The organism is Streptomyces sp. NPDC002104 (genome assembly GCF_053593795.1).
Window position 1 is genome coordinate 15140 of the sequence record NZ_JBSFDF010000074.1, and the last position, 12960, is coordinate 28099.

General features: G+C 71.9%; 8 protein-coding genes. 3 read left to right on the top strand and 5 right to left on the bottom strand.

The features are described from left to right. The first annotated feature begins 23 nt into the window (after positions 1-23). Complete coding sequence (locus tag ACWCP2_RS35535; RefSeq protein WP_450912687.1) at positions 24-1367, top strand: extracellular solute-binding protein; 1344 nt, start codon at positions 24-26, stop codon at positions 1365-1367. A 169-nt stretch (positions 1368-1536) separates the two neighbouring features. Here ACWCP2_RS35535 and ACWCP2_RS35540 read toward each other — a convergent pair whose 3' ends face one another. The 4 genes from ACWCP2_RS35540 to asnB are packed head-to-tail and all read right to left on the bottom strand — an operon-like array spanning position 1537 to position 8160. After that, positions 1537-2277: an aspartate/glutamate racemase family protein gene (locus ACWCP2_RS35540; RefSeq protein ID WP_450912688.1), complete on the bottom strand. Its 741-nt coding sequence runs from the start codon at positions 2275-2277 to the stop codon at positions 1537-1539. After that, positions 2274-4433 (bottom strand): condensation domain-containing protein, encoded by a 2160-nt coding sequence (locus tag ACWCP2_RS35545; protein ID WP_450912689.1) that lies wholly within the window; start codon positions 4431-4433, stop codon positions 2274-2276. The genes ACWCP2_RS35540 and ACWCP2_RS35545 overlap by 4 nt, the downstream gene beginning before the upstream one ends. 8 nt (positions 4434-4441) lie before the next feature. Then, positions 4442-6283: a non-ribosomal peptide synthetase gene (locus ACWCP2_RS35550; protein WP_450912690.1), complete on the bottom strand. Its 1842-nt coding sequence runs from the start codon at positions 6281-6283 to the stop codon at positions 4442-4444. A gap of 14 nt (positions 6284-6297) precedes the next feature. Beyond that, positions 6298-8160 carry an asparagine synthase (glutamine-hydrolyzing) gene (asnB, locus tag ACWCP2_RS35555; RefSeq protein WP_450912691.1) on the bottom strand — a complete coding sequence of 621 codons (1863 nt, stop codon included), beginning with the start codon at positions 8158-8160 and terminating at the stop codon, positions 6298-6300. Between the two features lie 315 nt (positions 8161-8475). On the opposite strand from asnB, the gene ACWCP2_RS35560 reads away from it, so the two are divergent. Then, positions 8476-9996 carry an FAD-binding protein gene (locus tag ACWCP2_RS35560; RefSeq protein WP_450912692.1) on the top strand — a complete coding sequence of 507 codons (1521 nt, stop codon included), beginning with the start codon at positions 8476-8478 and terminating at the stop codon, positions 9994-9996. Between the two features lie 83 nt (positions 9997-10079). Here ACWCP2_RS35560 and ACWCP2_RS35565 read toward each other — a convergent pair whose 3' ends face one another. After that, positions 10080-11153, bottom strand: coding sequence for an LLM class F420-dependent oxidoreductase (locus ACWCP2_RS35565; protein ID WP_450912696.1), 1074 nt, complete (start codon positions 11151-11153; stop codon positions 10080-10082). A gap of 19 nt (positions 11154-11172) precedes the next feature. On the opposite strand from ACWCP2_RS35565, the gene ACWCP2_RS35570 reads away from it, so the two are divergent. Further along, positions 11173-12852 (top strand): AMP-binding protein, encoded by a 1680-nt coding sequence (locus tag ACWCP2_RS35570; RefSeq protein ID WP_450912693.1) that lies wholly within the window; start codon positions 11173-11175, stop codon positions 12850-12852. The last annotated feature ends 108 nt before the right edge of the window (positions 12853-12960 follow it).

Below are 12960 nucleotides of genomic sequence, written 5' to 3' on the forward strand. Positions count from 1 at the left end.
GCCCCCCCCCAACTGGAGGATCCATGAACCCCGGCGCCCCGGACGAAGTCGTCGTCATCGAGGCCTGGCTCTCCGAGTTCCCGTTCCCCGACTTCCTGGAGCCCATCCGGGAACGCGCGCGGGAGTTCGAGAAGGCCCACCCCGGGTACCGGATCGACATCCGCGGCTACTCCTACGAGAAGCTCCCCGAGGCGGTCGCCGAGGCGGCGGCCAGGGGCGCCGCCCCGGCCATCGCCACCTACTACGCCGGCGCCTCGCAGCTGGCCCGCGACGCCCGCGCCCAGGACGGGTCCCCGCTGTTCGTCTCCGTGGAGAAGGCTGTCGCCGGCCGCACCGAGATCCTCGGCGAGCGCGTGGTCCTCGACGACTTCCTGCCGGGCGTGCGCGAGTACTACACGGTCGACGGCGACTTCGCGACGGTGCCGCTGACCCTTTCGACGATGCTGCTGTACGCCAACACCACCGTCCTGCGGCAGGCCGGCGTCGAGGCCCTGCCCCGCACCTGGAAGGAGACCACGGCCGCGTGCGAGGCAGTGGCCCGGCTGGAGAACGGTCCCGGCCACGGCATCGCCTGGCCCGTGGACGGAAAGTTCATCCAGCACGCACTCGCCCAGCAGGGCGCCCTGCTCGCCGACGCGGGCAACGGCCGCTACGGCCGGGCCGGGAAGCTCGACCTGGACTCCGCGGCGCTCGCCGACTACGTGGACTGGTGGCGCGGCCTGCACCGCGACGGGCACTACCTGCACACCGGGGTGCCGGAGGACTGGGCGGGCACCTTCAAAGCCCTGGTCAACCAGGAGGTGGCACTGCGCTTCAGCTCCTCCTTCGACGCCAACTACATGGTGCGCGCCGCCGAGGAGGCCGGATTCGGCCTGGAGGTGGGCGTACTGCCCCGCAACGGCGCCATGCCCTGCGCGGGCAACTGGATCGGCGGCGACTCCCTGTGGCTCACCGACGACCTCGACGAGGCGGTCCGCGACGGCGCTCTGGCGTTCATGCAGTACCTGAACAGCCCGCGCGCCGCCGCCGAGTGGCACAAGGCCAGCGGCTCGGCCCCGGCGACGTACGGCGTGATCGCCCTGCTGGAGGAGGAGGGCTGGTTCGACCTGCACCCCCACCACCGGGTGACCGGCGAACAGCTCGAACTGCGCAGCGGGCCGCCGGAGGCGCACGGCGCGGTGCTGGGCGGCTTCCACGCCATCCAGATCGCGATGATGGAGGCCATGCAGGACGTCCTGGACGGCGCCGAGCCGCGCGAGCGGTTCGCACGGGCGGGGGAGCGGGCCCAGAAGCTGCTGGACGACTACAACGCCTACGCGCAGGGCACCGGCCCGCTGACGCCGGACTGCCTCACGGTGCGCATCTGACGCGAGGCGCGGGGCGCGGTGCGCGGGCGCCGCACGAGCAGACGGCCCGGCCGGAGACCCAGGTGTCCCGGCCGGGCCGTCGCATGCCCGGGTCGCATGCCCGGGTCGCATGCCCGGGTCGCATGCCCGGGTCGCATGCCCGCGTCGCCTCGGCCCCTTTCGGGAACGGTCAGACGGACGCGAGCACCGGGGCGAACCCGGCGCGCATGAGCGGGGTCACGTAGAGCTCGTGCGCACAGGCCGAGGCCAGTGCGCCGAGGCTGGAGACGGTCATCCCCTCCGGCAGGCTCGCGCTGTCGTAGGCCAGCGGCAGCTCGGTGCAGGCCGTGAGGACCGGCAGCCGTTCGCGCCGCCACAGGCTGCGCACTGCCGAGGCGAACACCCGGCCGGCCTGCTCCGTGTGGCCGGCCTTCACCAGGAAGGCGGCCTCCTGGATCAGCTCCTGCATCCCCGGCGCCGGAACGGCCAGCCGGTAGCCGAGCTCAGCCGCCCGCCGCTGGTACAGGCCGCTTTCCACGGTCCCGGAGGTGGCCGTCAGCCAGCCGCCCCCCGGGCTCAGCAGCATGGCCGCCTCCAGGGTCGCGTCGACGATGTGGACGAGCGGGACGGGCAGCTGGTCCCTGATCTGGTCGATGTAGACGTGTGCGGTGTTGCACGGCACGGCCAGCAGGTCCGCCCCCCAGCCCGCCAGCGTCGTGAGCCCGTCCAGGATGCCCGGGAGGGGTGCGTCGCTGCCTTCGAGCAGGGAGGTGCTGCGGTCGGGGATCGACGGCTCCGAGAGCATCATGATCCGCGGATGCTCCTGGTCGGTCGTCGCGGGGACGCGCGCGGCAAGCAGCCGCAGGAACTCCGCCGTCGCGGCGGGGCCCATGCCGCCGAGCACGCCGAGGGTTCCTGCCGGGGCGGTCATCGCGTCCCGGGCTCCGCGGATCGCGCCAGCCGGCGGGCCACGCGTTCCGGCAGGGCGGCGGCCAGCAGGCGGTTGCGCAGCGAGGGTGTGGACCACCACTCCAGGTACAGGATTCCGTCCCGTACGACGCCGTTGACGGTCACGGTGTCGCGGCCGGTGGAGGGCAGCACGGTGAAGTCGACCCCGTCCGCCTCCACGACGGCCAGCGGCGCGTCCGGGGGCAGCAGGCCGGCGAGGTCGCCGAAGTGCTCGTAGCGGATCAGGGCCTTCGCACCCGGCGCCGCGTCCGGGTCCGGAGCCGACGTCGTGGACTCGGCCCGCGACCAGCGGCCGATGCCACCCTGTCCGTCACCGGCGGTGTGGTCGACCACGTCGACCCGCGGCACGTCACCGAGGGAGGCGAGCGTCTGCGACAGCGTCCGGGCCACCTCGGCCGCGGAGACGGCTGCGCCGCAGCGCCGCCGGATCCGTACCGGAGCCCCGGCCTCGGCGCCGCCCTCCGCCGGCCCGGACCGCTCGGGGCCGGCGGCGACGGGATCGCCGGTCAGGGCGGCGGCACGCTCCAGGAACGATCCGGAGGCCGGGAGCTGCGCCCGGCCCTCCGGCGCCGCCCACAGCGTGCACAGGTCGCGCAGCAGCACCCGCCAGGAGGCGGTGTCCGCCAGCAGTTCGTGGACCACCAGCAGCAGCCGGGCGGGCCGGGACCCGCGGTCGACCAGGGCGATCTGGAGCAGCGGTCCCTCGGTCGGGCTCAGCCGGGAGCGCAGCCGCTCCACGGCGGTGCGCAGCGCCTCGGCCTCCTGCCCGGGTTCCCGCGCCGAGAGGTCCAGGCGCAGCACCGGCAGGGCGCCGGCGACGCCCGCGTCGTACTGGCGCCACACACCGTCCTGCTGCGTGAACCGCAGCCGCAGTGCCTCGTGGTGCAGCAGCAACTGGAGCGCGGCCCGCCGCACTCGCCCGGAGTCGGCGCCGTCCGCGGCCTCCAGCAACAGCGCCCGGCCCTGCCGGCCGGGCTCGGCCGCGCCCTGGTCGAGCACCTCGTGCTGAGCGGGTGTCAGCGCGGCCCGCCGCTCGTGCGGGGCGAGTGGCGCCACAGAGGTGCGTTCCGCGCCGGGTGCCTCGGCGGGGGTGACCGGGGTGCCCGCCGCGGGCAGCGGGTAGCCGATCTGGAGCAGCATCTTCTTCACGCGCGGGGTCGCGGCGGGCTCGCGCAGCTCCTCGTCCGCCTCGGTCCGCTCCAGGTGCCCCAGGCGCACCTCCCAGCGGGTGGGCGCCTCGTAGTTGTGGAAACCGCGCTCACGGGTGTGCACGAGCACGCCCGCGTCGTTGATCATGCAGTTCGAGCTGCAGAAGCCGGTGTCCCCGGGCTGGGACCACAGGTCCGAACGCGACTTCAGCAGCGCCCGGATGCCGTCCTTGGTGACGTCGGAGTACCGGTAGTAGTCCACCACCTCGACCGAGTCGACCGCCTCGGCACCGATGGCGCCGCCGGACTGGTGGTACACGCTGCGGCCGGCCTTGAGCCGGGGCTCGATCTCCGCCGGATCGAAGATGCCCTGCTGGTGGAACCAGGACAGCCGCTCGTCCATGATCTGGCCGCGCGAGAGGCCGGTGACGATGGTCGGGATGCCCAGGTCGTGGGCGTGCTGGGTGCTGAGGTCCAGCAGCGAGCGGAAGCATCCGTTGCACACGCTCTTGTGCTGCTGGAGGCTCTGCAGGAAGACCTTGTTCTGGTCGGCGTGGGTGGCCGTGACGTGCTCGATGCCGAGGTCGGAGGTGATCGTGTCGACGTTGCGCAGGGCCGTCTTGGAGATGAACCCGTTGTCGAAGGTGAAGGTCCGTACGCGCAGGCCGAGTTCGATCAGCCGGTACAGGACGTACGAGCTGTCCTTGCCGCCGCTGTAGAGCAGCAGGCAGTCGTAGTCCGATCCGCGCTCCTCGGCGCGGGCTCGCACCAGCCGCACGAAGGCGTCCACGTCGCCGAAGTACGACAGGACGTCCTGCCCCTTCGCCTCGTACATGGCGCACAGGTCGCAGACCCCCGACGCGTCGAAGGTGATGCCGGGGTAGCGGGCGCTGATCCCGCAGCGGTCGCACGCCTGGGTGTCCGCCACGACGGCGGCGGCGACGGGCTGCGGGGCGAGTTGCGTGGTCATCGGGGTCCCTAGATGGCGAGGAGGTCGTCGAGCGGTGCGTCGGCGGCCAGGAGTTCGCGTTCGACGGCCGCGGCGAGCGTCGTGATCGTGGGCGACTGGAGGAAGTCGCGCAGCGCGACCGTGACGCCGAAGACGCGGTTGACCCGGGAGAGCAGTTCGACCACGAGGAGCGAGGTGCCGCCCGAGACGAAGAAGCCGTCCTCCAGCCCCACCCGGCCCACCGGCAGGATGCCCAGCCACAGCTCGGCCAGCGTCCGCTCGGTCGGGCTCTGCGGCTCGCCGCCGCGGACGTCGGCGACGGTGCGCCGCACCGGCGCGGGCAGCGCGCCGCGGTCGATCTTCCCGCTGATGGTGCGGGGGAGCGAGGCCACCGGGACGAAGACGGCCGGTACCGCGCTGTCGGGCAGCTGCTCGCGCAGGTGGTCGCGCAGGGCGGTGTACAGCACTTCGGGGTCGGTTTCCGCGCCGGCCGGGGACAGCTCGAGGTGGGCGCCCAGGTACGTGGCGCCGTCGTCGTCCACCACGCCGACGGCCGCCTCGGTGACGGCCGGGTGGCCGCGCAGGAGGCTCTCGACCGCGGTGAGCTCGATCCGCACGCCGCCGATCTTGACCTGGTGGTCCTTGCGCCCGAGGAACTCCAGCGCGCCGTCCTCCAGCAGGCGCCCGAAGTCCCCGGTGCGGTACACGATGTCGTCCGGATCGCCGGTGAGCGGGTTCGGTACGAAGACCCGGGCGGTCTCCTCGGGCAGGCCCAGGTAGCCCAGCGAGCGGTGGGGCGTCCGGAGGTGGATCTCACCGACCGTTCCCGGCTCGACGGGCCGTCCCCGCTCGTCCAGCAGCAGCACCTCGGTCTCCGGCATCGGCCGTCCGACGGGAACGGACAGGCGTTCGGCGTCCTGCCGGGTGATGAAGTGGAAGGTCTTGGTCATCGTCGTCTCCGACGGCCCGTACAGGTTGAGCAGCCGGATCCGGTCGCCGTACCTGCCGAACCAGCGCCCGGCGTCGGCGGGCGCGAGCCGCTCGCCGGACAGGGCGACGTACTGCAGGCCGGACAGCGTGAGGTCGGCGGCGAGCGCCGCGTCCGCGATCCCGCGGAACAGGGACGGGACGCAGTGCACCAGGTCGATGTCCGCCCCGTCGATCCAGCGGGCCAGGGCCGCCGGGTCGAGCAGGGTGTCGTACGGCGGTACGACGAAGGTGCCGCCGGTGCTCAGCGGAACGAACACGTCCCGCATCACGGCGTCGAACGCGGGCGAGACGAGGTTGCCGATCCGCCAGTCCTCGGTGACGCCGAGCAGCCCGGTCTCCCACTGGATGTAGTGGGTCACCGAACCCAGCCGGCCCACGATGCCCTTGGGGCGGCCGGTGGTGCCGGAGGTGAAGAAGACGTAGCAGGGGTCGTCCGCGCCGGCCCGGTACGGGGTCACGGGCGCGGTGGGGCCGGACACGCGGGCGTCCGCGGTGACGGTGCGCGCGTGCGGGGCGACGTCCGCGAGCACCTGCGCGGCCACCGGGTCCGGCGCGGAGCCCAGGACGGCCCACTCGGGGGCGACGTCGGCGACGATCAGCCGCAGCCGGGTGGGCGGCGCCGACAGGTCCAGGGGTACGACGACTCCGCCGATGCGCAGGATCCCGAGCACGGAGGCGATCAGCTCACGGCAGTCCCGGGCCAGTACGGGAACGAAGGACCCGGCGCCGGCGCCCGCGGCCTGGAGCGCGCCGGCGATGTGCCCGGCCCGCTCGTCCAGCTCGGCATAGGTCAGGCGGCCCTGCGGGGAGTCGACGGCCACACGGTCCGGGAACCGCTCGATCGCCTTCCCCACCAGCTCGTGGATCGGTTCGAAGGTCATCTTGCTTCCTTGTCTCATCCGTGGTCCGCCAGGGAGAAGGTGTCCAGGAGGATGCCGAAAGTCAGGACGACGAGCAGCAGGTCGTCGCCGTAGTGCGGGTGGATCTCGAACCCGTCGCTCATGTACCGGGCCCGCAGCCGTTCCACGGCGCCGGGATCGAAGTAGCCCTGGCGCCGGATCCGCGCCGGGGAGAGCATGTCGTTGATCCATTCGATATTGGCGCGCAGCAGCGCGGGGCTGCCCGGCGCCCGGAAGCCGAACTTCTCCCGGTCGATGATCTCCGGGGGCACCAGGCCCTGTGCCGCCTGGCGCACCACGTACTTCTCCCCGAGGGGGTTGACCTTCAGGTGCGCGGGGACCCGGGTCGCGAACTCCACGACCTCCCGGTCCAGGAACGGGTAGCGGGCCTCCACGGAATGGGCCATGGCCATCCGGTCCCCGTGGTCGGACAGCAGGTGGTCCGAGAGCCGCATGCGGAAGTCGAGGTAGGAGCGCTGGTCCAGCGGGTCCCGGCCGGCCAGGCTCGCCGGGTCCACCGGCGGGAAGCGCAGGCAGTCGCTCTCGTGGAAGGCCTCGCGGACACCGGCGGAGTAGAGGCCGAGCTTGGCCTCGCGCCACGCGTGGTAGCGGCGTTCGTAGAAGATCCCGGAGTCGCCCCACAGCTGCCTGCGGACGTCGTCCTCCAGGGCCTCTCCGAGCCCGTCGCCGCCCCGACCGCCGCCCCGGCCCAGCCGGTCGAAGCGGTAGCCGACGTAGCCGCCGAACAGCTCGTCCGCGCCCTCACCCGTGAGGATCACGGTCGTCCCGCTCTCGCGTGCCAGCTGGGCCAGCACCAGGGAGCAGGTGTTGTACGTCTCCTTCACCGGGGTCTCGGCGTGCAGCACCATCCGCTGGAGGCCCTCGGTGATGTCCGCGGTGGTGAACTCCCTCTCGTGGTGGCGGGAGGACACCTTCTGCGCCATCAGGCGCTGGTAGCCGGACTCGTCGATGGCCGCTTCCGGGAAGGTGATCGAGAACGAGTCCGTGGGCGGTGCCAGTTCGGCCACGAGCCCCGCGATCAGCGAGGAGTCCAGGCCGCCGCTGAGGTAGAAGCCCACGGGCACGTCGGCCTGCAGCCGGCGCCGCACCGCGTCCGTGAGCAGCCCGCGCAGCGTCTCGGCGTAGTACTCGTCGGGCTCCACGGCCAGCTCGCCGGCGCGCGGGTAGGTGAGGTCCCAGTACGGGAACTCCTGCACGGAGCCGTCCTGGACGAGCAGGTAGTGGCCCCCGCGCAGGGCGCTGACGCCCCGGAACATGGTCCGGGGGCTCACCAGCCCGGGGAAGGTGAGCACCTGGTCGAGCCCGGTCAGGTCCACCTCGCGGCCGACCCCCGGGTGCTCCAGGACCGCCTTGGCCTCCGACCCGAAGACGAAGTGGTCCGCGGTCCGCGCGTAGTGCAGTGGCAGGATGCCGACGTGGTCGCGGGCGAGGAAGAGCCGCCGCAGGGCCTTGTCGTAGATCGCGAAGGCGAACTGGCCGTTGAGGCGCCGGAGCAGGCCGGTGCCCTCCTCCTCGTAGAGGTGGACCAGGACCTCGACGTCGCAGTCGGTGCGGAAACGGTGTCCCTTGGCCATCAGCTCGGCGCGCAGCTCACGGTGGTTGAAGATCTCGCCGTTGCACACCATGACGACGTTGCCGTCCTCGTTCGGCATCGGCTGGCTGCCGCCGGCGAGGTCGTTGATGCTCAGGCGTCTGAAGCCCAGCCCGAGACCGTCCGCGAGGAAGGCGCCGTCGGAATCCGGGCCGCGGTGGTGCAGTGTCCCGGTCATTCGCGTGAGGACCGACGGATCGACGGCCACGCCATTTCGGAGGGCCATGGACCCAGCGATCCCGCACATGCCGGATCCTCCTCCAACAGATACGCCGAACGATTTGGACGGGGACGGGAGAGCGGACTGAAACCCGGCCGGGACTTTCCGGCGAAACAGGGGATCCCGACAACAACTACCGGAGGTGTCCGCGCACTCACAAGGGAATCCGGTGCACCACCCCAGCCTCAGCAATTTGAGAGAAAAACGTCCGGCCACCTGAACAGCACGGCCGGAGAAGACATCCGCGTCACCGCTCGTACAGGCTGGTCGCGGCCCCCCAGTACCTACGCGGGCCGGGCACGCCCGCGGGGCCGGGCCCGCCTGCCCCGATGGAGGAATGACGTGACGGATACGGGCACCCCGGCATTTGGACCTGCCACGATCACAGCCGACGACCCGCGCTACCCCAGCATGCTGCGCGGCACCAACCACCGCTTCCCGGCCAGCCCCGACTACGTCCGCGTCGTGACCACGACGGACCAGGTGGCGGCCGCGGTGACCGAGGCCGTGGCGGCCGGCAAGCGGATCGCCGTACGCAGCGGCGGTCACGGCTTCGAGGACTTCACCGCCCACGGCATCGAGGTCCTGCTGGACATGTCCGAGATGACCGCCGTGGGCTACGACAGCGCGCGCAGGGCCTTCTCCATCGAGGCCGGCGCGACGCTCGGCCACGTCTACCGGACCCTGTTCAAGGGCTGGGGCGTCACCATTCCCGGCGGCGAGTGCCCGGAGGTGGGCGTCGGCGGCCACATCGTGGGCGGCGGATACGGTCCCCTCTCGCGCAGTCTCGGCGCCGTCGTGGACTACCTGTACGCCGTGGAGGTCGTGGTCGTCGGCGAGGACGGCGTCGCGCGGGCCGTCGTGGCCACCCGCGAGCCCGGCGACCCGCACCACGACCTGTGGTGGGCGCACACCGGCGGTGGCGGCGGCACCTTCGGCGTGGTGACGCGCTACTGGATGCGTTCGGCCGCCGCCGACCCCGAGGCCGGCGACCCGGCCGCGCTACTGCCCAAGGCCCCCTCCCGCTGGCGCAGCGGCATGGTCGTCTGGTCCTGGGAGACCATGACCGAGGAGGCGTTCACCAGGCTCCAGAGCAACTTCGGCGCCTGGTTCGAGCGCAACAGCGGCGCCGACTCGCCGTACGCCCCGCTGGCCGGCTACTTCCACGGGACGCACCGCTCCGGCTTCGGCCTGACGGTGGGCGCGCACATCGACGAGGACACGCCCGACGCCGAAAAGCTGATGACCACATTCTTCGAGGAGGTGTCGGCCGGTGTCGGGATTCCGCCACTGTTCCAGCAGCAGCAGGTCAACCCCTGGCTCTACTTCTCGTCGTACCCGAACTGGGGGGATCCGGGCGACCCGTTCACCCGCCGGATCAAGATCAAGGCGGCCTATCTGCGCAAGGGCTACTCGCCGGAGCAGACGGCGACCCTGTACCGGCACCTGACCACCGGCGACGCCAGCCCGACGCAGCTGATCCTCATCGGGTACGGCGGCCAGGTGAACACCGCCGCCCCGGATGCCACCGCCGCGGCCCAGCGCGACTCGGTCCTCAAGGCCGCCTTCATGTCGGTATGGGGCGACGAGGGCGCGGACGGGACCAACATCCGGCAGCTGCGGGAGATGTACCGCGACGTCTACGCGGCCACCGGCGGCGTGCCCGTGCCGAACGAGGCCAACGACGGCTCGTACATCAACTACGCGGACAGTGACCTGGCCGATCCCGAGTGGAACACCTCGGGCGTGCCGTGGCACACGCTCTACTACAAGGACAACTACCCGCGTCTGCAGCAGGTCAAGAAGGCGTACGACCCGCGCGACGTGTTCCGCCACAAGCTGTCGGTCCGGCTGCCCGACTGACCGCCCCGCACACGAAAGGTGCCCGGCCCCCGCTGTGAGCGGGGGCCGGGCACCATGTCGCGCCGGCGGTCAGGGCCCGGGCGTCACGCGTCCGCCACGGCGGACAGCACCCGCTCGCCGATGACCTCGACCTGGCGCTGCTGGCCGGCGCCCTCCAGGATGCCGATGACCCGCTGGACGCCGAGCCCGCCGAGCCCGCGCAGGACCCCGGCCAGCTCGTCCGCGGAGGCCTCGTCACCCGCCGTGAACGGCATGATGCACGTCTTCTCGATCGCCTCGTAGTCCGTGCCCTCGCTCTCGCAGTGGCGGCGCAGCACGTCGAGCTTGTCGGTGAGGTCGGGGCCCGGGTAGAGGTTGCAGGCGTCGGCGTGGCGGGCGACCAGGCGCAGCGTCTTCTTCTCGCCGCCGCCCCCGATCATGATCTTCGGGGTGGTGAGGTTCTGCGGCACGTTCAGCGCCCGCTCCAGGCGGTGGTGGACGCCGTCGAAGGGCTTCTCGTCGCCGCGCTCGCCGTCCCACATGTTCCGGCAGATCCGGACCGTCTCCTCCAGCCGCTCGAAGCGCTCCGCCAGCGGCGGGAACGGGATGCCGAGACCGAGCGCCTCCTCCTCGTACCAGCCCGCGCCGATACCGAGGTCCGCGCGCCCGCCGGACAGCACGTTGAGGGTGGTGACCGACTTGGCGAGCAGGCCGGGGGAGCGGAAGTGGACGCCGGCGACCAGCGGCATCACGCGGATGCGCCGGGTGTGGGCGGCGATGGTGGCCAGCGTCGTGAAGCACTCCAGCATGGGCTGCTCGGGGCCGCCCATGTGGGGGCCCTGCCAGACGTGGTCGGCGACACCGATGACGTCAAAACCGGCGTCGTCGGCGGAGCGGGATATCGAGCCGAGCGTCTCCGCCATGCGCGGCGCTCCGCCTTCCCAGGCGAAATCCGCTACGGCCAGGCCGATTTTCATGGCAGGTCTCCCAACAGCTGCTCGATGACATGGTCTTGGCGTGCGCCAAAAGCGCATCCGAAGAATAGGCCAGACCACACGTTGGGTCTTTCTTCGATCGTGCCCGTTTCGGGCCCGGAGCGCCCGAAACGGCTGCGGAATGACGGCAATCCATGAGATGCGCCCCGGAATAACGCACCGAAAGCTATTCGGATCGACCATCACAAGTGGAGGACCGGCAATGGTGACACGCGGACCCGGCGGACCCCCGGCGCACCCGAGGCCCAGCTACGCGTCGGGCGGCCACCCCGTCCCGCTGCTCGGCGAGACGATCGGCGCGAACTTCGACCGCTCCGTCGCCTCCCATCCGCACCGGGACGCGCTCGTCGACCGGCCCACGGCCCGCCGCTGGACCTACGCGGAGCTCGGCGCCGAGGTCGACGCCCTGGCCGTCGGACTGCTGGACCTCGGCATCACCAAGGGCGACCGGGTCGGCCTGTGGTCCCCCAACTGCGCGGAATGGGTACTGACCCAGTACGCCGCGGCCAAGATCGGGGCGATCCTGGTCAACATCAACCCGGCCTACCGCACGCACGAGCTGGAGTACGTCCTCGGCCAGGCCGGGGTCCGCCTCCTGGTGGCCGCCCGCCGGTTCCGCAGCTCCGACTACGCGAGCATGATCGCCGAGGTCGCGCCCCGCTGCCCCGCCCTGGAGCACACGGTCCTGACCGGCGGCGAGAGCTGGCTGGCCCTGCGGGCGCCCAAGGACGCGGACGGCGCCCGGCGCCTGGCCGAGGCCGCGGCCGTACTCGGCCCCGACGACCCGATCAACATCCAGTACACCTCCGGCACCACGGGGTTCCCCAAGGGAGCGGTGCTCTCGCACCACAACATCCTCAACAACGGGTTCTTCACCGGCGAGCTGCTCGACTACACCGAGGCCGACCGGGTCTGCCTGCCCGTGCCCTTCTACCACTGCTTCGGCATGGCGATGGGCACCATCGCGGCGATCAGCCACGGCGCCTGCGTGGTGATCCCGTCCCCCGTCTTCGACGCCCGGGCCGCCCTGGAGGCCGTCGAGGCGGAGCGGTGCACCTCGCTGTACGGGGTGCCGACGATGTTCATCGCCGAACTCAACCACCCCGACTTCGACTCCTTCGACCTGTCCTCGCTGCGCACCGGCATCATGTCCGGCTCGCCCTGTCCCGTCGAGGTGATGACCCAGGTCGTCGAGCGGATGAACATGGCGCAGGTCACCATCTGCTACGGGATGACCGAGACCTCGCCCGTCGCCTGCCAGACCCGCCCCGGCGACTCGCTGGAACGTCGGGTCTCCACCGTAGGCCGGGTGGGCCCCCACCTGGAGATCAAGATCGTCGATCCGGAGACCGGACTGACCGTGCCGCGCGGCCGGCAGGGCGAGTTCTGCACCCGCGGCTACTCCGTGATGGACGGGTACTGGGAACAGCCCGACAAGACCGCGGAGGCCATCGACCGGGCGGGCTGGATGCACACCGGGGACCTCGCCGTCATGGACGACGAGGGCTACGTGAGCATCACCGGGCGGATCAAGGACATGGTCATCCGGGGCGGGGAGAACCTCTACCCCCGCGAGATCGAGGAGTTCCTCCACACCCACCCGGACATCCTGGACGCCCAGGTCATCGGGGTCCCGGACGAGTACTACGGCGAGGAGCTGATGGCCTGGGTGCGGATGCGGGACGGCGCGGGCGAGCTCACCGCGCAGTCCCTGCGCGCCTTCTGCACCGGCAGGCTCGCCCATTACAAGATCCCGCGCTACGTGCGCACCGTCGACGCGTTCCCGATGACCGCGAGCGGCAAGGTCCGCAAGGTCGAACTGCGCGAGCAGGCCGTCGCCCTGCTGGAGCTCGGCAGCCTGGAGCCCGCCCTGGCGCGCTGATCCGGGAGTGGTGGGGAGGTGGGTGCGGCCCGTACGCCAGGCGTACGGGCCGCGCCCATCGCCCTCACGCACGCGGGGGTCCACCTGGCCACCCGTACGGTGTACGCC

Coding starts and splice junctions, on each gene's coding strand:
- ACWCP2_RS35535 (WP_450912687.1), top strand. CDS start 24: ATGAACCCCGGCGCCCCGGACGAAGTCGTCGTCATCGAGGCCTGGCTC.
- ACWCP2_RS35540 (WP_450912688.1), bottom strand. CDS start 2,277: ATGACCGCCCCGGCAGGAACCCTCGGCGTGCTCGGCGGCATGGGCCCC.
- ACWCP2_RS35545 (WP_450912689.1), bottom strand. CDS start 4,433: ATGACCACGCAACTCGCCCCGCAGCCCGTCGCCGCCGCCGTCGTGGCG.
- ACWCP2_RS35550 (WP_450912690.1), bottom strand. CDS start 6,283: ATGACCTTCGAACCGATCCACGAGCTGGTGGGGAAGGCGATCGAGCGG.
- asnB (WP_450912691.1), bottom strand. CDS start 8,160: ATGTGCGGGATCGCTGGGTCCATGGCCCTCCGAAATGGCGTGGCCGTC.
- ACWCP2_RS35565 (WP_450912696.1), bottom strand. CDS start 11,153: ATGGTCGATCCGAATAGCTTTCGGTGCGTTATTCCGGGGCGCATCTCA.
- ACWCP2_RS35570 (WP_450912693.1), top strand. CDS start 11,173: ATGGTGACACGCGGACCCGGCGGACCCCCGGCGCACCCGAGGCCCAGC.